This window comes from Paenibacillus mendelii, assembly GCF_024498075.1.
Classification (GTDB): Bacteria; Bacillota; Bacilli; order Paenibacillales; family Paenibacillaceae; genus Paenibacillus_Z; species Paenibacillus_Z mendelii.
Window position 1 is genome coordinate 863,657 of the sequence record NZ_JANHOF010000001.1, and the last position, 23,002, is coordinate 886,658.

The 23,002-nt window shown below is 56.0% G+C and carries 19 protein-coding genes and 1 riboswitch; of the genes, 1 reads left to right on the top strand and 18 read right to left on the bottom strand.

The genetic code is table 11. The annotated features are described in order from the left end of the window. Positions 1-3 precede the first annotated feature (3 nt). The 8 genes from cobD to NNL21_RS03755 form a co-directional block, all read right to left on the bottom strand. Positions 4-1,107 carry a threonine-phosphate decarboxylase CobD gene (gene cobD, locus NNL21_RS36455; RefSeq protein WP_309145302.1) on the bottom strand — a complete coding sequence of 368 codons (1,104 nt, stop codon included), beginning with the start codon at positions 1,105-1,107 and terminating at the stop codon, positions 4-6. Positions 1,108-1,222: 115 nt separating this feature from the next. Then, positions 1,223-2,035 carry an adenosylcobinamide-GDP ribazoletransferase gene (gene cobS, locus NNL21_RS03725; RefSeq protein ID WP_204816090.1) on the bottom strand — a complete coding sequence of 271 codons (813 nt, stop codon included), beginning with the start codon at positions 2,033-2,035 and terminating at the stop codon, positions 1,223-1,225. Continuing rightward, positions 2,017-2,997, bottom strand: a complete 981-nt coding sequence (gene cbiB, locus NNL21_RS03730; RefSeq protein WP_204816091.1) for an adenosylcobinamide-phosphate synthase CbiB — start codon at positions 2,995-2,997, stop codon at positions 2,017-2,019. The genes cobS and cbiB overlap by 19 nt, the downstream gene beginning before the upstream one ends. Then, a complete protein-coding gene (gene cobU, locus NNL21_RS03735; protein ID WP_204816092.1) occupies positions 2,994-3,596 on the bottom strand; it encodes a bifunctional adenosylcobinamide kinase/adenosylcobinamide-phosphate guanylyltransferase in 603 nt (200 codons plus the stop codon). Before cobU ends, cbiB begins: the two co-directional genes overlap by 4 nt. A gap of 82 nt (positions 3,597-3,678) precedes the next feature. Beyond that, on the bottom strand, positions 3,679-4,734 hold the full coding sequence (cobT, locus tag NNL21_RS03740; protein WP_204816093.1) for a nicotinate-nucleotide--dimethylbenzimidazole phosphoribosyltransferase: 1,056 nt from the start codon (positions 4,732-4,734) through the stop codon (positions 3,679-3,681). Between the two features lie 7 nt (positions 4,735-4,741). Continuing rightward, the gene (locus NNL21_RS03745) at positions 4,742-5,545 is read right to left on the bottom strand and encodes an ABC transporter ATP-binding protein (RefSeq protein WP_204816094.1); all 804 of its coding nucleotides are present in this window, start codon (positions 5,543-5,545) and stop codon (positions 4,742-4,744) included. Further along, a complete protein-coding gene (locus NNL21_RS03750) occupies positions 5,542-6,579 on the bottom strand; it encodes a FecCD family ABC transporter permease (RefSeq protein ID WP_204816095.1) in 1,038 nt (345 codons plus the stop codon). The genes NNL21_RS03745 and NNL21_RS03750 overlap by 4 nt, the downstream gene beginning before the upstream one ends. Beyond that, positions 6,580-7,611: an ABC transporter substrate-binding protein gene (locus NNL21_RS03755; RefSeq protein WP_204816096.1), complete on the bottom strand. Its 1,032-nt coding sequence runs from the start codon at positions 7,609-7,611 to the stop codon at positions 6,580-6,582. It lies immediately after the preceding gene. A 237-nt stretch (positions 7,612-7,848) separates the two neighbouring features. Beyond that, positions 7,849-8,102: riboswitch (cobalamin riboswitch) on the bottom strand. Positions 8,103-8,269: 167 nt separating this feature from the next. Between NNL21_RS03755 and NNL21_RS03760 the strand changes: the two genes are divergently transcribed. Next, entirely contained in the window at positions 8,270-8,707 is a 438-nt protein-coding gene (locus NNL21_RS03760) for a FixH family protein (protein WP_204816097.1), read from the top strand. Here the strand turns inward: NNL21_RS03760 and NNL21_RS03765 are convergent. The 10 genes from NNL21_RS03765 to NNL21_RS03810 form a co-directional block, all read right to left on the bottom strand. Then, entirely contained in the window at positions 8,704-10,212 is a 1,509-nt protein-coding gene (locus tag NNL21_RS03765) for a PAS domain-containing sensor histidine kinase (protein ID WP_204816098.1), read from the bottom strand. The genes NNL21_RS03760 and NNL21_RS03765 overlap by 4 nt on opposite strands. A 104-nt stretch (positions 10,213-10,316) precedes the next feature. Continuing rightward, a complete protein-coding gene (locus NNL21_RS03770) occupies positions 10,317-10,997 on the bottom strand; it encodes a sulfite exporter TauE/SafE family protein (protein WP_204816099.1) in 681 nt (226 codons plus the stop codon). A gap of 33 nt (positions 10,998-11,030) precedes the next feature. Then, positions 11,031-13,235 carry a heavy metal translocating P-type ATPase gene (locus tag NNL21_RS03775; RefSeq protein ID WP_204816100.1) on the bottom strand — a complete coding sequence of 735 codons (2,205 nt, stop codon included), beginning with the start codon at positions 13,233-13,235 and terminating at the stop codon, positions 11,031-11,033. 170 nt (positions 13,236-13,405) lie between these two features. Next, complete coding sequence (locus NNL21_RS03780; protein ID WP_204816101.1) at positions 13,406-13,717, bottom strand: rhodanese-like domain-containing protein; 312 nt, start codon at positions 13,715-13,717, stop codon at positions 13,406-13,408. Positions 13,718-13,720: 3 nt separating this feature from the next. Beyond that, a complete protein-coding gene (locus NNL21_RS03785; RefSeq protein ID WP_204816102.1) occupies positions 13,721-14,101 on the bottom strand; it encodes a DnaJ family domain-containing protein in 381 nt (126 codons plus the stop codon). Between the two features lie 127 nt (positions 14,102-14,228). Then, a complete protein-coding gene (locus NNL21_RS36460) occupies positions 14,229-17,216 on the bottom strand; it encodes a VWA domain-containing protein (RefSeq protein ID WP_204816103.1) in 2,988 nt (995 codons plus the stop codon). Continuing rightward, positions 17,200-19,200, bottom strand: a complete 2,001-nt coding sequence (locus tag NNL21_RS03795; RefSeq protein WP_204816104.1) for a BatA domain-containing protein — start codon at positions 19,198-19,200, stop codon at positions 17,200-17,202. Before NNL21_RS03795 ends, NNL21_RS36460 begins: the two co-directional genes overlap by 17 nt. A gap of 42 nt (positions 19,201-19,242) precedes the next feature. Then, on the bottom strand, positions 19,243-20,280 hold the full coding sequence (locus tag NNL21_RS03800) for a DUF58 domain-containing protein (RefSeq protein ID WP_256555037.1): 1,038 nt from the start codon (positions 20,278-20,280) through the stop codon (positions 19,243-19,245). Further along, positions 20,277-21,266 carry an AAA family ATPase gene (locus NNL21_RS03805; RefSeq protein WP_204816105.1) on the bottom strand — a complete coding sequence of 330 codons (990 nt, stop codon included), beginning with the start codon at positions 21,264-21,266 and terminating at the stop codon, positions 20,277-20,279. Before NNL21_RS03805 ends, NNL21_RS03800 begins: the two co-directional genes overlap by 4 nt. Positions 21,267-21,304: 38 nt before the next feature. Next, entirely contained in the window at positions 21,305-22,975 is a 1,671-nt protein-coding gene (locus NNL21_RS03810; protein ID WP_204816834.1) for a DUF8809 domain-containing protein, read from the bottom strand. Between the last annotated feature and the right edge of the window lie 27 nt (positions 22,976-23,002).

Consider the following 23,002-nt stretch of genomic DNA (forward strand, 5'->3'; position numbering starts at 1 on the left):
TGTTCAACCGTTCAAAACCAGCTTCAATTCATCAAGCAGCCGGAGGTGGTCTTCACGAAAGCGAACGGCAATTCTGCAGTAGGTCTCGTCAAGTCCATCGAACCTTGATGCATCCCGGATCAGGACACCTCTAATCCCCATTTCATGCTGCAGCTGCTTCGAGGTCATATGGAATTTCGCCGGCATGGAGAAGAGAATATAATTCACTTCGCCTGGACAGACCTTCAACCCAAGCTCCGACAGCTGCGAGACAAGCCAAGGCCTTTCCACCTTCAGCCACTCCATCGTCCTCTCCCCATACTGTTTCTCATCCAGCACAGCTGCTCCAATTTGCTGTGCAAGCGAATTGACACTCCAAGGCACTTGGAGTTCACGAAGCGCGGCAATCGTTCGCGGAGCTCCTGCAATATAACCAAGACGTATACCCGGAACGGCATAGAACTTCGTCATCGACCGGACCACAAGCAGCCGCTCATTCACGGCAGCCTCCCTCAGAAGACTGTAGCGCGCCGCATCCGGCACAAAATCCATGAAAGCCTCGTCGACGATGACTCTTTCACCTTCGAACAGCAGCTCCCGCACAATCTCAGGATCCACAAGCTGACCGGTAGGATTATTCGGGGACCCCAGAAACCACAGTGCCCGGCCAGGATGCATTCCCTCTTCCCTCAGCTCATGCAGCGCTTGCCTCGTGGTCTCGACCGTCAGCCGAAACTGCGTCTCCGGGCTTAGAAGCAGGGTATGAATGGAACTGCCGCATTTGCGTGCTGCATCCGCGTATTCAACAAAACAAGGCGCCGTCACAACCGTGACCTCAGGTCGATACAGTCGTACCGCCAAATCGATCAACTCGGCAGCTCCATTGCCCACCAGAATACATGCTGGATCAAGATCGTGATGATTGCCTAGTTTATGACGAAGCTCACGTACAGATGGATCCGGATATTGAGTAATGGTATCCGCGTAATGGTTAAGCACATCCGCCACGCAAGCAGGCGATCCGAATGGATTCATATTCGCGCTGAAGTCGATGAACTGTTCGGTAGGAATTCCAAACAGCTCTTGTGCCGTACGTAAATCACCGCCGTGGCCAAACCGCTCTAACATGATGAACACTCCTCTTTTGCAGCTAACGGTAGTTTCCGTCCGTCTATCGTAACAAGATTACCTTTATTAGATCATCCATCTCCAGCTCTGCGCTTAGCTGTTATTCCGATTCCCTTCAGCTTCCCAGCCACATCATGGCAGCGAATAGCAGCACGCACTCGAGCACCTCGTTCATCGCGCCATAGGTATCTCCGGTTAACCCGCCAAGCTTTCTGCTCAACCATACGGCCAAGATCAGACCCGTTACGAGCATGACGGCAGCTCCACCGCCAATCAGAAGGCCGCTCACTGCCCAACTGAATCCAGATAACTTGAATAAAGCAAGCAGCAGCGCCAAATGAAGAATTGTCCCGAATAATAAATGCTTCGGCTTCACACTTGCGAACATTGAACCCATACCTTCATTCTTGCGGGCTTGCGGCCAGATGGCAATCGCCGCAACCATCCACATTCGACTCCATATGCAGGCTGCCGTTAGCAGCGGTGCAGCGCCATTGTGGAAGCCGCCGGTTTGCAGCAACTCGGATAGGATGGCAAATTTGAAGAGGAACAGACCCGCCGCGGCGATGACGCCCATGGCGCCGACCCGGCTGTCCTTCATAATTTCCAGCATACGCTCACGCGATCGATGACTCAGAACGCCATCAGCTGTATCCATCAGTCCATCCACATGAAGCGCTCCGCTTAGCGCGACCCAGAGCAGCAGCAGCATGACCGCAGCGGGCATTGACGGCACGTACGATTCTAGCAGCCAGCCCGCCGAAGCCGTTATCCCACCTATGACCAGACCGACAATCGGATAATAGATCGTGCTTCTCGCCAAGACCTGGGGGGTAAAGGGGATGTTGACCGGAATCGGAATCCGGGTAAGCAGCTGAAAAGCAGAGCCTACCGCCTGCAAGAAGCTGGTTAATGCACGCATAGCCATCCGATAAGCACCCCCATGAATACGATTATACTTGTGATATACAGCAATTGGACGGTACTTAGGATGTCCCGCCTCTCTAGCGGACGAAGCGGCCAACCCAGACGCGCCCGTTCGCTGACAGTGCCAAAATAAACGTTGCGGCCTCCAAGTTCAATTCCGATTGCGCCCGCCGCAGCCGATTCAGGTATGCCGCTGTTTGGACTCGGATGCCGATGAGCGAACTCACGAATGGACCGAAATGCCCGCTTAGAAGAAAGTCCTGGAATGAATATTGCAGCCAACGTGAGCAGAAGACCGCATAACCGGGCAGGAACATAATTTAACACATCGTCAAATCGCGCTGATGCCCATCCAAAATGAATATAGTTCTCGTTCTTATATCCGACCATCGAATCCAGTGTGTTCGCCGACCGATAGAACATGGCCAGTGGCGCCGCTCCCAGAAGTGCAAACAAGATCGGCGATACGAAGGCATCGACTGTGTTCTCCGCCACCGTTTCGATCGCCGACCGGGCCGTATCCCGTTCATCCATAACGGATGTATCACGGCTAACAATGTAACCGGCGTACTTTCTTGCCTCATTCAAGTTTCCTTCCGCCAGCGGTCGATACACGAGCATCGCGGCATCCTTGAGTCCTTTAACGGCAATGGTCGTGGATATAAACCAAGCGGACAGCGCGTACCCGATCCAAACATGAATCAGACTCCCCAGCTCCGTCACTCCCCATAGAATGCCAAAAGAGACGGCAGTCGTGACCGCTGTCAGCACGGCACCGCGTCTTCTTAATTGCCCGGATGAGAAAGATGCTCCACTTGGCCTCAACCTTACTTCTAATAGTCGGATGAACCGGCCGATATAAATGACCGGATGCGTCGGCCATTTGGGATCACCTACGATCCAATCGATGAGAATTGCGGCTGCAACGATTAGCAGGATTTCCTGCAGCGAGTAGAAGATCATTCGTTATTCAGCCGGAAGGAATGCGCCTTCAAATCAAGGGGGAAGCCCGCCACAACCAAATAAGCTTCTCCGCAAACGGCAGCCAGCTTACGGTTCATTCTGCCGGCAGCATCCCGGAAACGGCGGCCAAGCGCGTAGGCGGGCACAATGCCGCTGCCTACTTCATTGGTTACCAGCAGCAGCGGACCACGGTATGAGATTACTGCCGTGATGAATTCATCGATGACATCCTCAACAGACCGATCGTCCTGCGGCACCTGCAGGACGCCGTCTTCTTCCCACGGCTCAACACGCAGCATCCAATTGGTTAACCACAGCGTCAGACAATCCACGACTACGGCGGGCCGCTTCAATTCTTCATAGCCTGCCGCATCAAGCTCTCCCAAGCTTCGGGCAAGGTCATAAGGTTCTTCAATCGTCCGCCACGGGAAACCAGCGGCTTGCCTCGTTTGACGATGCTGCTCCACGCGCTGGGCCATCTCCTCGTCCCTGATCTGGGAAGTAGCGATATAGATGCCGCATTCGGACAGCTGCATCGCATATCGTTCGGCAAAGTCACTCTTGCCGCTTCGAGCCCCGCCCGTAATAAATACCGCCATTAGGCAATCCTCCTATTCAATGGTAGCTAGAGCCTTCGCAACGGCTTCCTTTGGCCCATATTCACTCGTCCTGCAGCCAATCCTATCCTTGCGAGACACCAGCACTTTCAAAGGTCGCCATCTCGCGCATGATCAGCAGCGCGGCGTCTACAAAGTGAAAGCATAATACCGCGCCTGTGCCTTCGCCAAGACGCATATCCATATGTATAATGGGCGATAATCCCACTGCTTGGAGCAGCTGACCATGACCCTGCTCATGTGATAGATGTGAGCCAAGCATGTAAGGCACTGATCGCGGCGTAATCTTCGAGGCAACCAAAGCAGCAGCGCTTGAAATAAATCCGTCTACGATAACCGGACAACGAAGCGCGGCCGCACCCAGAATTACGCCGACGAGCCCGGCAATTTCGAGCCCGCCCACTTTGGCAAGCGTATCGATCGCATCGGCTGAATCCGGACGGTTCCGATCGATTGCCCGATTCACGACATTGATTTTATGCTGGCGGCGTGCTTCATCGATACCGGTTCCCAGCCCAACCGCCTCTTCGATCGGCATGTTTGCCAGTACGGCGCACAGCGCGGCGCTAGCCGTCGTGTTTCCGATTCCCATCTCTCCGGTTGCGAACATCCGGTAACCCTGGTTGTAGAGCTCCTCTACCGTGTCGATACCCGCAATAATGGCCGCGACCGCTTCCTCTTTCTTCATTGCTGATTCCCGCGTCATATTCGCCGTTCCATACCGCACCTTGCGCCCGAGCAGCTTCGAATGCGAGAGATCGGCATTCACTCCGACGTCGACGCAAAACACATCGGCATTCGCCTGACGGGCGAGCACATTGACCGCAGCTCCGCCTGACAGAAAATTGTAAACCATCTGCGGGGTAACCTCGGAAGGAAATGCGCTTACTCCTTCCTCACATACGCCATGATCACCGGCCATAACGATTACCGCACGGGTAGATAGATCAGGTGTCAGTTCTCCGGTAATCCCGGCTGCCTGGCGCGCAATGTCTTCTAACTTCCCAAGACTTCCGGGAGGCTTGGTCAGATTATTCAAATGGCGCTCCGCTGCCTCGATAGCCTCGCGATCAGGCAGAAGAATACGGTCTATCGTTGCCGTCAGCTTCTGATCGTTCATCCTTGTTTCATCCTCTCGTTTCTACTGCTCCGCTCTCTGCAGACGGCTGCAGCAGCAGCTGCGGCACACCTGTGACCGGATGCGGCACGACAACCGCCCTCGTTCCATATACGCGATCGATTAACTCAGTTTCGATAATCTCCGCTGGGGCTCCGAACGCAACAAGCCGCCCTTCATGCAGGACCAGAAGCTTGTCGCAATAGTGCGCGGCCAAATTCAAATCGTGCAGCACCGCGACAACCGTGAGCCTCTCCTCCTGCTGCCAGCGTTTGACCGTATCCAGCAATCCCACCTGATACCCGATATCCAAGAAGGTTGTCGGCTCGTCGAGCAGGAGTAATCTGGGCTCTTGGACCATGACCTTAGCTAGCGCGACGCGCTGCCTCTCGCCGCCGCTGAGCCGGTCGATCTTCCGCTCCGCAAGATGAAGAAGCCCCATCTGCTCAAGTGCCCGGTCGATCAAGGGTCCCGTATCCCGCTTCTCTTCGCCCAGCCAGTTTTGGAACGGGTACCGACCCAGCGACAGCACCTCTTGCACCGTGAAGTTCGCCGGGTCGAGACCACCCTGCTGCAGTACCGCAACCCATCTGGCCAGCTCCTTCCGGCCATATGCCGATGCCGCTTTTCCTTCCAGGGTTAACTCGCCGGAAGTCGGCGCATCCACACCCGACATGAGACGAAGCAGCGTCGATTTACCAGCCCCATTCGGTCCGATAATTCCATACATCCCGCCATGCTCCATCGTAAAGGTTAACGCATCGAGAATAAGATTGCCGTCGATCGTTCTAGTCAACTCACGCGCTTCAATCATATCGCGCCTCCTTGCTTTGTCTTCCGCCGATATAATAAATACGCGAAGAACGGCGCCCCGATTAAGGCGGTTACGACGCCCAGCGGAATTTCCTTTGGACTTAACGCCGTTCTCGCCAGCGTATCCGCCCATACCAAGTAGATGCTCCCGCCGATTGCCGAGAGGGGAACGATCAGACGGTAATCTGACCCGACAAGCAGTCGCACTAGATGCGGGACGACGAGTCCGACGAATCCGACCACACCGGTCATCGATACGGCCACTGCCGTTAACAGCGTCGAGGTCAGGAGTACGATCAGCTTGGTACGCTCCACCTGGACGCCCAGATGCGCCGCATGCCTCTCGCCGAATACGAACAGGTTAAGCGGCTGTGCGAAGCGGATCAGGACAGGAAACCCCACAATCAGAAAAGGCAGCACAACCTTCACATGCTCCCACCCGCGGCCGCTTATGCTGCCCATCAGCCAAAACATAATTTCATTCACCACGCTGGAGGACATGGAAACCATAAAGGAAACAAAGGCCCCCAGAAAAGCTTGCACGATGACGCCCGACAGAATGAGCGTCTCCACATTCATCGCTCCCCGGGCACGGGCGAGCGCAAATACGACTATGAGGGTAATCATGCCGGTACCGAAAGCGACGACCGGTATCGTCCATATGCCAACGATGGTTTGATAACCGAACAGAATGAGAAAAGCGGCACCGACTGAACAGCCCGATGCCACGCCGAGCGTGAACGGATCGGCGAGCGGATTCCGCAGCACCCCTTGGAAGCCTGCTCCTGCGAGCGATAAGCAGGCGCCGACCAGCACGGCAAGCAGAATGCGGGACAGCCTTACCTGCGTCACGATCGCAACCGAGCTTTCATCCCATTTCGCGCTTCCATCGCCAAGCCACGGCAGCTGATCAATTAGAATTCCCCATACCTCACTAATCGGCAATGCGGCGGAACCGATTGACAAACTAATGACGATAGATGCGGCAAGGAGGAGCATGGCTGCTCCTCCGTAGACGTATAATTTCAGGCGCATCTATTTGAATAAATCCGGATGAAGCTTCTTCGCCACATCCTGCAGACCCTCTGCCAGGCGAGGACCGACACGTACGAGGGGATCCTGATCTACTTCAAATACTTGCTTATTTTTAATCGCTTGAATCGCATTCCAGCCCGGCCGTTTCTGAATCAGGTCCAGAATAGGATTGATTTCGCCTTCCTTCACGATCATGGATGCATAGATAATGACATCTGGATTGGTTTTGATAACTTGCTCGGGATCGATTTCGTACCATCCCTGCTGATCGGCGATATTGATTCCGCCAGCAGTCGCAATCAGCTCATCAAGAAATTCGCCGGCACCGACCGTCCAGCCCGGCGAGAACTCCAGGTATACATTCGGCTTCGCCGCGTTCTGCACAGCATCCTGCACCTGCTGCCTGACATCCTTCATATGCTGCGTGACTTCAGCTGCTTTTGCGGTTTTGTCCATGATGATGCCGATTTGATCAATTTTCTCGATGACGGCATCATATGTCTTCGGATCGGTCGCGTATACGTTCAGCTTCAGCTCCCTGAGCTTATCGATTGCCGGTTTACTCATGCTTGAGGAAGCCAGTACGAGATCCGGCTTCAAGCCAACGATCGCCTCGATATTCGCTTCCATTCCGCCGATCTTCGTCTTCGCTGCCGCTTCCTCCGGGTAGTTGGTATAGTCGTCCACACCTACCACTTGATCGCCTGCACCGATGGCGTACATAATTTCCGTCTCGCTTGGAAGAAGCGTGACTACCTTCTGAGGAGCTGCGGCAAAGGTCAGCTCAACATCCGTCGCATCCTTCACCGTGAGCGGATAGACCGTTGCAGAAGGTGAGCTGCCTTCATTGCCGCTTGCCGCGTTTCCGTCATCCGTATTCGTATCCGCAGGTGCATTAACCGCGCTACCGCCGCCCGTGGTGTTGTTCGTCTCCTCTGCTTTACTGCCGCAAGCTGCGGTCAGGAGCAGCATCGCAGTCAGCATGGCCAACATGCCTAACTTTAGCCAACTGTATGTTTGTCTTCGTTTCATTATTCTCAGCACTCCTTAAATATGTGGTGAGCTTGCTTGGAAAGCATAACTCCCGCTGCGTGAAGCCGTACATCATCCATCTAAAAAAGAACACTAAAAAAAGCATCCCCAGGCAAAGCGTGCCGGAAATGCTCTATGTTCCGAAGAACAGCGGCTGTACAGGGTCTCGCCCCACGGGCGGAATTCGTCCCCCAATTCGTATCACAGCCATCCCAACACCTCCTATACCACGTAGGTAGCGTTCTAACGTAACAGGCAGGTCTCCTGACTCAGAGCATCCGCAGTCGGCGTCTTCCCGAATGAAGCTTCCATTCAGTGACTTAGGCCGGTGCGGCGTCAACAGCAGGCTGGTCGTTCATGCTGCCTCGTATTGACGCTCCTTACAGTGGCGGGTCCGTGCCGGTCTTTCACCGGTCTTCCCTTTTAAGTCGAATCCTTCGCTGATCAATATGACAAGCAAACGAGCCGACACCTGAAACATATATGCAATTATGCATCTGTTACTATATCATCCCTCCATCGGGTTGTCTACTAAAATAGATGGTTCAACGAAGGTCTCGAGAGCCGTATACATGCATATTTCTTAAGGAGCGCCTGTCGCTCTTATGAACGCTTCTCCTGCTTTGTTTCTGGAATATCAGGTGAAGGAGCGATACTCATGAACAGTCCTTACAAGAAGGCAGCTGCAGGCATATCGGTCCTACTAGCCGTAATTGTCCTGATTGCCGCCATTCAGACACATGCTGGAGCGGACGAATCCCCGCCTGCGGTCGTCTCGCAAACCGTCAACGGGTTGAATGCGGAGATGCAGTTCGGAACTTATCCGGTCAAACGGCTGCAAAACAATGATTTTACAGTTATTTTGACGGATTCGGAAGGTAAGCCCGCAAGCCGCTATAATCTTCGTGTCCGTTTGTCCATGTCGAATATGATGTGCGGCGATGTTAGCTTCATGCTGAAGGAGACCGCGCCTGGCGTGTATACAGGAGAGGCGGTTCCACTAATGGCGGGGCTGTGGGATGCTGATGTAGAAGCGCATGATGGCGATCGCGTCGTCAACTTTTCTCGTACCTTGGAGGCTGAGGCCGCACATTAATTAAGCTTACTTATGACCGGGAGCACAACCGTTACCGACGTTCCGGTACCCAGCTCGCTGGTGAACGAGATTGACCCGTGATGGGCTGCAATGATTCGATTGCAGATCATCAGTCCAAGACCGGTTCCGCTGCTCTTCGTGGTATAGAAGGGTCCCCCTAATTTCTCGAGCTGCTCCTTGGGAATGCCGACACCGTGGTCCGTAATGGTAATGGCCAGTGAATCGTTCCGCTGAGGCGCAAGAGCAAGATCAATATCAACCTCACCGCCAAGCGGCATCGCATCAATGGCATTCTTCAACAAATTGATGAAGACCTGCTTGATTTGATTCTCATCGCATCGTGTTACGGTTGAATCGCTAATGATGCTTAAATTTATTTGAACATTGTTCATGACGGCCTGCGTTTCCAGCAGTGTCATCACGCTTTTGATGATTTTGGCCACATCGTGATTCCCATAAAATTCGTGAGCCTGAGGCTTGGCAAGCGCCATAAATTCTTGGACAATCCCATTGATGCGGTCAAGCTCCGTCAGCATAATGTCCAAATAGTCGTGATGCTTGTCGAACTTTGTTTTTAACAGCTGGGAGAAGCCTTTCAAGGAGGCAAGCGGGTTGCGGATTTCATGCGCGATTCCGGCCGCCATCTGTCCGGCTACAGAAAGCTTCTCGGAATTAATGAGCGCTTCCTCAGCTCGTTTGCGGTCGCGAATGTCCCGGAAGACCGTCTGAATAACGAGTTTCCTGCCGAGAAAATTATGAATGCGGATACTCGAAGCTTCGACTTCGATGGTCTGTCCGTCCAACCCGATCAGCACGGTTTCCATAAAATCAAGCGGTTCGTCTGAGAGCACGACCTTCGCTAAACGTTCTCTCATGCTTTCATGATGATCCGGATGCGTAATTTGATCATTCGTCAGACATAGGATCTGTTCCGGGCTATCGGCCCCAAGGAGCTTAAGGCCTGCATTATTAATGTAGATCATCTCACCTTTGTCATGTACGATAATCGGTTCGGGCAAATATTTGATAAGACGCTGATAGCGAAGATCATGCTCCACGATCAGTTCACTGGCATGTTTCTGGCTGGTCACATCAAGCACCGTTCCCATTAAGGCAGGCTTTCCCCCATATGTAATGAGTGAAGCATGTGTCTCATAATAAAAGATGCTGCCATCCTTCCGGACCCCCCGCAGCCAATATTGAGCAGTCCTCTTCATACCCTTGAGCCGTTTTCTTGTTTCTTCAAGCATCCGATTACGATCCTCCGGATGCACGAACTCCACAGGATGAATACTCAGCATCTCCTCCTGAGTATAGCCGAACATCTCGGCTAACCGCGAGTTGACGTACAAGACGCGCTCATCTTGAACCAGATACACGCCCGTTAAGTAGTTTTCCAGGAGACCGTTGATATTCTCGGTCAATAAGCAGTGCGGGCTAAATAGCACTTTTTCCTTTAATTTTTCGACTGGCTTATTGTTCAAATAGCTGACTCTACATCTCATGGCTCATCCTCCGCTACTATGAAAGGAACGATTCAACAGAAAATTCGCTACGATACGGTAAAATCCCTCCCTCCTTTAGAACCATTTTATCCTTTGCTCCTGTCTCACCACAGCCAAGGCGTTATGCTCGGAACCATTCCCGATGCCGCAAGGCCCCGCATAATGGCCAATAGACCGACAAGTGCCGCTGTCACGGTTCCGGCCTTCCCCATCGCCCGCCTCCAACGCCTGCCCGCGCGCCCCGCGAGCAATCCGACGAAGGCAAGTGCCGGGAAGGTCGACAAGCCAAACAAAGCCATGACTCCAGCGCCCCCCCAAGCGGTACTGGAAGCCGCAGCATTCATCTGCATGGCATAGGTTAGCCCGCAGGGCAAGAAACCGAACGATATACCGGTTGCCAGCACATGAACCGCCTCTTTGCCTGCTGCCCGATTAGGATTGCGGAGAAGCTTGCGGTGCAAGAATGAGGTCCATGCCTGCATGAAAGGCAGCTGAAACCTTCGCCACAGCCACAGAAGCAGGAAGAGGCCGCCAATAATAGAAGCAAGCCCTTGCAGCCCGGCAAGCTTGCCGGCCAGATCCACGAACGAGCCTACGATTCCCATAGCCGCACCCAAAATGGTATAAGATAGAATCCGTCCCGCATTATAGAGCGCAACCGCACGAATAGGCGCTGCCGTCGTCTGAAGCGTCACGGCAGAAACGATGCCGCCGCACATGCCCATGCAATGCGGTGCGCTCAGCAATCCAGTCAATACGATTAATCCCCATTCGGGCGCAGCCATGTACGTACGTCCTCCTTCAGGCTTGGGTCTGTCTCAATCGGACCGTTTCAACGCTCGCCGCATCTGTCCATTCAGACGCAATGAATTGCCCACAACCGAAACAGAGCTGAACGCCATCGCTGTACCGGCCATCCAAGGCTCCAACCCGCCGAATGCAGCGAACGGGATGACAACCGCATTGTAGACAAATGCGAAGGCTAGATTTTGCCGGATGTTCCGGACGGTTAACTTACTGATGCGAAGCGCATCGCTAATCCCCGTTAACCGCGGCCGCAGCAGAACGACATGCCCGGCGGCAAGCGCCACTTCGGTTCCATTGCCCATAGCGATGCCGACATCCGCCGCCGCAATCGCCGGCGCGTCATTCCAGCCATCACCCGCCATGCCGACCTGCCGGCCTTCGGCTTGCAGCTTGCGAACGAAAGCGGCTTTGTCTTCAGGCAGCATGGATGCTTCCACTCGTTCGATGCCCGCTGCAAGTGCCGCACCCCGAGCCGCAGCCGGATGGTCACCGGTTACGAGCAGCACCTGGACCCCCTCTTCCCTCAGCATTCGAACCGCTTCGCTGGAGGTTCGTTTGACCGGATCGTTCAGCGCGAAGGCACCCGAGCATCGTCCGTCTGTAAATATGTAGAGAACGGTCGATCCGGTATCCTCCATCCGCTGAGCGAATGCTGAGACGGCATGCGTGATCTGCCACTCCCGGTCAGTTATTAATTTGGCGCTGCCAATGGCAATCAGCTGACCATCGACGGCAGCCTCCACTCCCTTGCCCGGCGTAGACCGAAATCCTTCGGCAAGCGGGATAACAAGCCCTTTACGCTTCGCTTCGTCGACAATCGTCCTCGCATAGGGATGCGAGGAGTCCTGCTCTACAGCTGCCGCGAGTCGCAGGAGCATGCTCGGAGAAGCTGGAGCAATCGAGATCATCTCCGACAATACAGGCTTGCCTTCCGTAAGCGTTCCCGTTTTGTCGAGCATAATCGTATCCAGCTGAGCCAGCCCCTCCAGCGTCCCGGCTTCCTTCAGGACAATGCCCCTCCTTGCCAGCTTTCCGGAGGCAAGTACGAGCGATATTGGCGCAGCCAGACCGAGGGCGCACGGACATGCGGCCAGCAGCACGGCGAGCGCATGCACGGAAGCCGTGCCAACATCTCCAGGCTCCAGCACCAGCAGCCAGATCAGCAGCGTCAGACATGACATACCGATCATGACCGGAACAAATACGGCAGCCAGGCGGTCTACCTTTCGACCGATCGATGACTTCGTCGACTGCGCTTGGCGCGTTAATACCGCGATTCGGCTCAGCATGGTATCGCTTGAAGGGGTTTGAACCTGTATGGCGAGGATGCCGCCTGCGGGAACGGTTCCTGCATAGACAACATCACCTGGCCCCTTGACGGCCGGCATGCTCTCTCCGGTCAAGAATGACTCGTCCACTTCCGCATGCCCGCTGAGAATGATGCCATCGACAGGAATCGGCAGCTTAGGCTGAGCGATAACCGTTTCGCCAGTCCGCACCATTTGGACCGGCACCGATTGCTGCAGCCCGCCCCGCACGACGACAGCCTCTTTCAACAGAAGCGAAGCGAATCCGTCGCTTTCCCGCATCGCCCGTTCCGAAGCGGCGGACTCCAGCCATTTGCCAAGCAAGATTGCTGTAATGACGACCGCCGAGGTTTCAAAATAAAGCGGCTGGGACGTCAGCATCGCAAAGTAGCTGTAGGCGAATGCCGCCGTCGTTCCCAGCACCACCAGAACATCCATATTGGCCGTTCTTTCCCGCAGCGCATAATAAGCGCCAAAATAAAAAGGCATCCCAAGCCCGAATTGTACGATGGCGGCCAGGACGAACTGCAGCATCGGATCCTGAAGGAAACCCGGAACCGGAACGCCGCGCAACCAATCATAGTGATGGACCATTGCCCCTAACAAAGGAAGGGTCAGCAGCAAGGAAATCACAAACCTCAGCCTTAAAGCCGACGTCTCGTCAACATTCTTCTCGTTCCCATAAGGGAATGCTTGGAACCCAAGCTCACCGATGCGTTCCATAATCCGGTTAGGCGACACCCGTCCAGGCGCGTATTGAACGCTTCCTGATTTCGCCGCATAATGAACAGATATGCCGGAAACCCCATCCAGCTTGCCGATTGCTTTCTCGATTCGCGCCGCACATGCCGTACAGCTCATACCTTGAATCGACATATCGAGAACAGCATTGCCGCTATTATCGTCCATGACTGTCCCTCCGAGATGAACAAGATGTCCTTCTTTTCACTATATGACCAGATATCGTCGATCATGAATAGAAGCCGGACAAAGTTCGGGAACCGTTGTTATGCAAAAAAAAAAACACCTTCGCCTTCAGGCGAAAGTGTTGCATGTATGCACAATGGATCAGATAGGCGCTAATCTCCCTCGACAACCTCGCCAGGCCAGCTCATCATACCGCCCAGCATATTAATGACTTGATAGCCTTGTGCGGACAGGAAATCGCATGCTTTACCGCTGCGGTTGCCGCTTCTGCAGACCATATAGATCGGCTGATCGTTCTTGTCCAGTTCGTCGAGACGCCCCGTGATTTCGGATAAAGCGATATGCTTAGCTTGTGCGATATGCCCATCCTGCCATTCATCCAGCTCCCGGACATCAACGACTTGAAGCTTCTCGCCGTTGCGCAGCTTCGTTTCCAGCTCGCTCGCGGTTATTTCGTCGTACATCGGTTATACATCTCCTTCGAGTTTGTTTCGCACTTTCTGTTCATATTGGGCAAAAACAGCTGAATCGGCTAGCCCTTGCGATTCCAGCAGCATCCTAAGCCGGATCCGTTTCTCGTTCAGCTGCTTCTGCAGCGGCTCCCGCTCCGCATCGCTCGTGCACATCGCGATCAGATCCTGCAGGGACACCATCTCCTTGGAGATCTGCATTTCCACGGGAATTACGCCCGCGTTCTTAAGCAGCTTATAGCCGACGCGCAGTTCTTCGGGAACATGCGATAGATCCTCGAGCTCAAGCGGTTTCCCTTTGCCCGGAAGCTGTTCAAAATCGCCGCGTGCCATCGCATCCTTGATCCGGTCCTCCGCCATACGGGCATAAACATCCACTAGAGTGTCACCTTCCTTATCGGCAACTGCGCAATCCGTCCACTCACAGCCAAGCGGAGTGCCTCAACTTGCATTTTACCAATGGAGGATTGTTCATGTCCAGTGGACGGAACCTGCGTGATAACGCTTATCGCCTTGTGCGCTTCTTGGCCGCGAGGAGACGGTTGATGCCGCTGCCCGCTTCATGATCCTGAGCAGGTTGTTCCGTCTTGCCCGCTGCTGGCGACGGTCCGCTCTTCGCGGTTTGCTGAACTGGCGAAGAAGGGATGCTGCCGGTAACCGATCTTTTTCGTTCCGCCTGCCCGCTTGCTTGATCAACCGGTCGTGCCGGAATCGCTCGCTTGGCGACCGTCTCGGCTGTTTCTGCAGAAGGTGAGGAAACAGGCTTAGAAGGCTCTCGTTCCTCCGTGCTTCTGCCATAGAACGTATCCGCCCGCCTCTTTCGCTGCTGAAGCTGCGCTAATCGCGCCCCTTCTCTAGAAGCTCCTGTACGGCTTGTGGAGCTTCGGCTTAGCGAACGGCCAAAGGCTTTGAAGACTGCGCCTATTCGCTGCCATGGCAGCGCCAATCGACGCAATGCAATGTCGCACAGCCAGAGCAGCAGGGCCGCAATAAGCAGCTGCCGCGTAATATTCACATACTCACGGCTGTTTGTCGCATCGAAGAGCAGCGCTTCTTCCGGTTTGGCAGAATCCAGGATACGGCCGCCGGTTAAGGCAGCAAGCTTATTCAGCTTCTCCGTGCCGTCGCCTGCCGCGAGCCGATATTCCTGCGAATAGGGGATCACGAACCCTGCCATAACGCCCTCTCCCCCGTCTTCTCCGGAAGCACCGCCACTTGCTTTCGCGGCTATGCGCGTCATATAAGCGCCGGGCTCGGCTGCGGGTATCCGCACTTCGAACTCTCCTGGCTTGACAGGCAGAGCGGACAGCTCGCTTCTCTTACCTTTATCATCTGTTACACCGACTTGAATACCGCCTGTTAACCCTTCATCCGTCCCGGTCTGGGCAATTTGCAGCCGTGCCTCTCCACCTTCTAAGCTTGCTGTCACCTCATAAGGCTCAGAGACAAACTGGGGAAAGGTCCACTTGACCCACGAGGCAAATACATTCGGAAAATCGCTCCAAAGCGTCCAGTCATGCGACCATTTGCCGGTCAGATCACTCGTCCAGGCAACGGATCGGCCTGAGCCGAACTGCCAACGGGCAAGCAGCGGATCCCCTTCTGGCGTCAAAAGAGCCGTTTCTGCCGTTTCTTTCGCTGTTGTCGCTATATAGGCTTGTATCGCGGGTACGCCCTTCGCGAATAACGGCGACCAGCTGCCCGCCTGCCCGATTGCCGGGACAAACGGTTTATCGACAATATAAGTGCGTGACATCATAACGGCTTCCCGGCTGAAGATCGCCGGCAGCGTACTCTGATCATTGGTGAAATAGTAACGGCCTTTGGCTGCATCAGCCAGCCATTGAAGCAGCCTTGTATCCGATCCTTCACCGACAGCTACCGTAGAGAGCGTCATCTTCTCTTGTACCATCGAAGCTGTCAGCAACTCATAGCCCGGATTCGTCGCGGACTGCCCATCCGTCAACAGAATGATGTGCTTGCGTTCCGCTTGAATCCCGTGCAAAGCTTGATACGCGGAATCCAATGAGGAATAGATCTCCGTGCCGCCATCGGCTTGAATGCCTTGAATGCCGGCAATGACGGCATCACGGTCATCCAGCTTCGTCGGCTCAACGACCCACCACGGCGTGGAATCGAAGGCGAGAACACCGACCGTATCCTGATCCCGCATCAGCTCAACCGTCCGCATAGCGGCTTCCTTGGCCAGCTCGATCTTCCCATCGGACATGCTTCCCGATTTATCGATGACCAGAATCAGCCCGAGCGACGGAATTTGCCGTTTCCCCTTCAAGTCCATGTAGACGGGAAGCGCGCGTTCGACGGGTGTTTTAAAATAACCGCCGAGTCCATAGCTGTCCTCGCCGCCAACCATGACCAGTCCAACGCCGAAATCGGAGACGGCTTTGGACAGCCACTCCATCGGCTTCCCTGAAATACGTGTCGCGGGTACATTATTGAGCACGATACTGTCATAGCGTGAATAATCGGCCAGCTCCTGTGGGAGCTGCTCCGGGGGAATGGTCTCCGTCCCCATCAATGAGGCTTCCAGTGCGGACACGATATTGTCGGAGCTGCCCGGCTTGCCCTCCACGATCAGCACCTTGGGAGGACCGCTCACCCGGCTGTATGCAAAGCCGGCATTATTCTGCGCACGTTCATCGCCGGCCGCATAGAGCTCTGCCCGGTAGCGGTGAAAGCCCGGGGAGGCCGCTACGCTTTGCAGGGCGAACCGGTTCTCTCCCCGTTCCAGACGAACGGTCTGCTGCATGATCTCCGTGTTGTCCTCATACAGACGAAGCACGGCATCACCGGCGAACGTGCTGCTAAGCGTAATCTCGAAAGCGAACTTCTCCGCCTGATGCAAGCTCTTCGGCAGCTCCAGCCGCTCGACGGCCGCATCCTTCCGCTCGCGCGGAGCAATCGGCAGAACGTCGACGATGATGCCTTGATCGCGGAGCAGCCTGCCCTGCCGCAGCATGTCGCCTACGTTTTCTTCCCCATCGGATAGAAGAACGACACGTCCTCCTTGGCCCGGAAGCAGACCTGAGGCCAGCTGAAGCCCCTGAGCCAGGTGGCTGAACGAATCGCTAACGTTCGTACGGAATGCAAATGCCGAAGCATCTTCCATCACCGCATCCGCGATAAGCGGCTGCTCTACAGCAGCATTCAAGCCAACAGAGATGACGCCCGTACGGTCCTTATCCTCTTTATCCTTGACCGCCTGCGCAATCCAAGCTCCCATCGCGTCCTCCGCTTCCAAGCTGGCGGAGCGGTCCGCTACAAAAACCACATTGCGCTGCGTGATCTCCATATAGGGGTTTATCCCAGCCGCGACAACAATGACGAGCAGCATGATTAAGGCTCGGATGCCGACCGCTGCGGGCTTCCGCCAGCCGGTTAACCGGAGCGTTGTAAGGTACATCCACCAGAGCATAACAGCCCACGGCGCAAGCAACAGTAAAAACCAAGGGTGGTCAAATTGCGCGCCCACGACGGTACACCCCCCATTCCAAAGCAATGATGGCAAGCAGGAGAAGAGCAATCCAGCGGATCAGCGAATCGGCGGTTTGCCGATCCATACCAGCTGCATCCGAGCTTCCTGCAAGCGGCTGCTTGGATCCAGCTCCATCTGCAGCCGAAGCTTGCTTCAGGGTAAGAAGGCGGCTCGAATCGGCTGAAGCGAACTCCCTTGGATCTGCTGTAACGTGAAGCATTCGTTCAGAGACCAGAGCGCCTTTCGCATCCTGCTCCTTCAGACGGTACAAGCCCGGTACGTCTGGAACCGTCTGATTCGGCGAAACAATGCCGCCGTTTGCCTCCGGTTGTTTCAGCGGCGATGCTTCGGCATAACGTTTCATTCCGGGCGCGCTCTCGATAAGCTCCCACGAGGCGCTTGCGGCATTCGGGGAGAAATCAATATCGATCTGCGAGCCTGACACAGCCTCACCGAGCTGACTCTTGGCGCTGCCTCCCATCCAATCGGCCGCCTGCACGACAAGAACGGGAAATTCCGGCCGCAGCGGCAAATCGGAATCATGAAGATCGAATGCAAACAGAAGCATTGGACGCCCGCCCTCTTGTCCGGCATACACGGCCGGTATGCCGCCGAACGTGACGATGGCCTCACCCCAAGTTACGTTCGGCTGCTGGACGAGCTTAGCGATATGAATATCTTCGAAGGACAGATACCTTGTGACCGGATGCTCGACAATTTGAATGGACCCGTTCTTCGGCTGGACGCTCTCTGAACCAACTGGAGCCTGTGCTATGAATCTCCAGATCGGTTTAGCGGCAAGCAGCTGCTGCCAAGCCTTCGACTTCAGCTCTTCGTCTTGAATACCGTCCAGCACGATCCAATCAACGGTTTGCGCTGCTTTCTCTCCAGGCTCATATGTCTCGGGATTCGCAATAACCGTCTTGATCCCCGCAAGCTGCAGCGCTTTGTCCAGAAACAGATTGCCCCTCGTCACAAGCAGCGCTTGTTTCTGCTCGGTTGAGGCCGGGAATCGAAACAAGGCGTCATCTGCCGTGTATCGTTCATCCGGCTTCGACATCTGAGCTTTGTAGACATCTGCCTCAGGAAGACCTGGGACGGTCACGCTCTCCCATTCCCCGGGCTGGACGTTTGCCGTCGCTGTGGCAATCGGCTTCTTGCTGTCATCGGCATAAATATCCGCCCCCAGAACCGCCGGCTTCTTCCCGTCATTGCGAAGCGTAACGACGGCAATTTGCGTCCCAGACTTGGCCGGATCGCTTTTCACACCGAATGCAGCAACGGCAGCCCCCTCGGTTGAGACCGCATCCGCAATGGCCATCATTGTTATCGGTGATTGCAGCTTGAGCTGCTCTGCCGATGCTGCATCCGACCAATCACGGTCCGTCACCACGATGACGGATCCTTCCTTCTCTTCACGAAGCAGCGCATCCGCAAGGGAGACCGCTGCCGTGCCGTCACTCTCTCCGAAAGCAGGCTGCAGGTCCCCGATCGCTTGCTCGAGCTTGGATTTATCCCGTTCACGGAGTGCTGCAATGCTTGGTTCACTGCCAGTCGTAATGATCGAGACCGTCGTACGGCTGCCCATCTGCTCGTCCACCCACTGCAAGGCAGATGATTTTGCAGCTTCCAGTTTGGTTTCACCAGATGGCTTCCCGTCCTGACCGGATGCCGGCCCCGTCATGCTGGCGGATCGGTCGATGACAAGAACGACATGCCCTTCCGCTGCGGCACTTCGCCACCATCCGGGCTCCATGAGCGCCAAGACGAGCAGCAGGGCGGCAGCCAGCTGCAACAGAAGCAGCAGCGACCGGCGCAGCTTCTGCCATGGCCGGTTCGCTTCCTGCTCCTTAAGCACCCGGTTCCAGAGCAGGTGGCTGGATATTGGCGTATCGATGTACGTCCGTTTCAGCATGTACAGCAGCGCTATGGCAGGCAGCGATAACGCAAACCAAAGCGAGCCGAGCGATTGAAAGAACATGTCATTCTCCTCCCTTCCTCTATATGCAGCCGCCCTGTCCCGTTAACCACGCAGGAACCCCGCTGCCCTGAAAATGCTGTGCAGGGTCTGCTCCAGCGGTATGCCGGTATCGACGAATAAATAGCCTGCACCGCATTTGCCGCATAACGTGCGGATATCGCTCTGATGTTGTTTCAACGCGCGTAAATAGGATTCGATGACACTCGTTCCTAATGCGACGTCCTTGCCTGTTTTCAGCTCGCTATCAATAAGCCGCAGCTCGCCATTCAAGTCCGGCCGAAGCTCAGCGGGGGAAAGCAGATGCACGAACACCACCTCTTGCCTTGCTCCGATCAATGCGGAGAGAACGCGTTCCATCCCTTCCGCGTACAAGCCGTCGGTGAACAGCCACGTCTGTCCCGCTAGGCGCGGAAGGCTTGACGGTGACATGAAGGCATTGTACATGTCGTCGCTTCCAGCTGCCGCTGTTCCCTCCTGTGCTTGACGATTGGTCTGCCAGGCATCTGTCAAAAAATGAAACAACCGCCGCGCGCTCCCTCTTCCGCGAAGCGGCGGAAGCTCGCCTGTCACCGAGTTCGCGAACAGCTTCGCTGAGACGCGATCCTCACCGGCTAGAGCCGTGTAGCCCACGGAAGCCGCTAGCTGCAGCGCATAGTACAGCTTGTTAGCCGCATGATGCGCCGCGGCGGCTGCGCTTGCCCGTGCGGGATGATCTGGTTCTCCCACTAGCGAAGCCTGGCTATCGAAGCTCATCGACCGAGATACGTCAACCATCAGATGAACCTGGAGCTCCTGCTCATCCCAATACTGACGCACGAAAGCTCTTCCTGAACGTCCATACACATTCCAATCGATTCGACGGATATCATCGCCGGGCACATAGGGCCGAAAATCCGCAAACTCCAGCGAGCTGCCGAGCGAACGTGAACGCCGCTTTCCTTGCATCGTTCCACGAATGCGTCCTTTGGCCGAAACGGACAGCCGTTCAAGAAGACGAATGGTGGACGGATCCAGTAATGGATCCGTATGCATACCATGCGACTGCTGATTAGGCTTACCGCCGGAGCTGCTCCCGTTCATCGCCCGGCCTCCAGCGTCTCCAATATGGCGCTCACGACGTCATCGGTCCTAATCCCCATCGCTTGCCCTTCATAGCTGAGTACGATCCGGTGGCGAAGCGCAGGGACAGCCGTTACCCGGATATCCTGCCAGGAGACATGAAGTCTGCCGGAAGCCAGTGCGCGAACCTTGCTGGCGGCAATTACCGATTGAATACCGCGCGGGCCTGAACCGAAGCGGACATGCTGCTTCACGATCTCAGGCGCATCTGCTTCCTCCGGATGCGTCATCATGAGCAGCTTCACCGCACGGTCCAGCACATCGTCCGAGACGAGCACTTCCTTGGCGAATGATTGCAGCTCCGTGAGTTGTTCTGCGGATACGATACGCTCTGCCGCATCCTGGCTGGGTGATGTCGTCCGCTGCACAATCAGCTTTAGCTCTTCGCGAGTCGGATAGGTGACATCGATTTTGAGCAAGAAGCGGTCCAGCTGCGCTTCGGGTAACGGATACGTACCCTCCTGCTCGATCGGATTTTGCGTGGCCAGCACGAAGAACGGTTTGGGCAGCGTGTACGTTTCTCCGCCGGCCGTCACTGTCTTCTCCTGCATCGCCTCCAATAATGCGCTTTGCGTCTTCGGCGTCGCGCGGTTAATTTCGTCAGCCAGTACGATATTGCCGAATATCGGGCCTTGCTGGAACCGGTACGACGTCTGTCCTTGGGTACCGAACTCAACCAGATTCGTGCCTGTTATATCGGATGGCATCAAATCCGGCGTGAACTGAATCCGTGTAAAATGGAGGTCGAGCGTATCGGCTACGGTCCGGACGAGCATCGTCTTCCCGAGTCCAGGAATGCCCTCCAGCAATGCGTGCCCGCCCGCTATGATTGCCCATAGCAGCTGCTCAACGCTCGTCTCCTGGCCGACAATGACACGGCCTATCTCCCGCTTAATAGCGGTAATCGTCTCCATCGCTTCCTCGAGCTGCGCCTTCGTTTCAAGCATGCCATCACCTCTCCTAACCGCTAAATTACTGACCGAGCCTATCGATTCGGTTGGATTTCTTCAAAATAATCGCGCACCCGCTGCTGCATGCTTTGCGGGAGCTGATTGCGGGACAAGGCCTCTTTGGCTTCCGTCGCATATTCCGCATACACCTCCGCATAAGGCCGCGAAACGCCGTCGATCATCGGCGATTTTCCGCCGGTTTCGATCTGGCCGCCTGTCGTAGGGCCTCCATCCTGCTGAACATTCCCAGAGCCGGCAAGCGTGCGGGGAGTCGTCACGAGATCACGATTACCATTGCCGAAGCCTGCGCCTTGGCCGCCGGCGCCTTGACCCGTTCCACCTGTACCGGAGCCCGAGCCCGAGCCCGAGCCTGATCCTGATCCACCTGCGCCCCCGGATCCTCCTGAGCCTGATCCTGCACCTGCTCCTGCACCTTCTCCTGAGCCTTGACCGCCGGCGCCTTGTCCTTCTCCCGCTCCCTCACCTGCACCTTCCCCGCTGCTCCCGGATGCAGACCCCGCTCCTGCGGTTGGCGTGCCGGAGCCGCTCGAGCCGGCCGCACCGGCAATCGCTCCGCCTGACGGCTGATTGCCTCCGCCGAGCTGGCCGGCCATTGCGGCGGCCAATGCAGCGGCGTCGCCCTGCGACAGCTCGCCGGCCAGCGCCTGCTCCAGCGCCGCCAGCGCATCGCCGTCGCCTTCGCCCTCGCCCTCGCCCTCGCCGCGCGCTTGCTTCGCCGCATCCTCCAGCGCCTTGCTAAGCGCGGCGCTTTCGTCAGGCGTCTGCGCGGCTGCGCGCTCCAGTGCCGCCGCAAGCGCTTCGCCTTCTTGCGGCGACAGCCGCTTCATCGCCGATCGCAATTCGTCGATCGACGACTTCGCTTCCGAAGCGTCGCGCTGCTCTAACGCTTCGCCCAGTTTGCGCAGCTGCGGCTGCTTCTGCAGCGCAGCCGCTGTCTCATCAAGACGCTTGGCCGCTTCACCGGCCTCCGCGGCCAGCTTCTCCAGCTCACGCTTAGCCTGCTCCAGCGCCTCGAGAGCTTCCTTCGGATCGTCCAGCTTCGCAAGCCGCTCCTTAAGCGCCTTCACCGGTTCTTCGAGCTCCTGCTTCACCTGATCCGGCAGCTTCTCCGACTCCAGCTTGGCTGTCATGTCTTTCGCGGTTTCCTCCAGCTCGGCCAGCGCCTGCTTGGCTTCCGCAATCGCCACAGCCTTCTCGTCCATGGCACTCGGAAGAAGCCACAGCGCGGCAATAATAGCCCACGCGGCGATGACCCCGTATACGTAAGGCTGCCGCTTCCCAAGCTGCGGCAGCGGCAGATGCTCCTTCATGGAAGTCGTATACTCATCTGCTGCGGCTGCTGCATCCTCCCGCTGCATCGAGGCGATGCGTGAATCGCTATCCAGCAGCCCGAGCGCTGTACCGACCGCGTCGCCTGTGCTTCGATCCATCGTGCGCGCAGCTTCAGCGGGCGTAACCCGGCGCAGGAGGCCTGCAGCCGCACCGAGGAACGGTGCCGCGGCCAGCAGAGCCAGTGCAATCCAGCGAGCGTGCAGAAGCGGCACCAGACGGCTCAGAATGAGCACAAGAAGCGCTGCGGCACTACCGGCCAGCAGCCCGATCGCAGCATACCGGATGACGCGAAGCAGCCGTATCCGGCGCTGAACTTGCTTTATTCCCTCCAACAACCGCTGAGCTGATTCCACCGCAATTCCTCCTCCTGCTAACGGTTT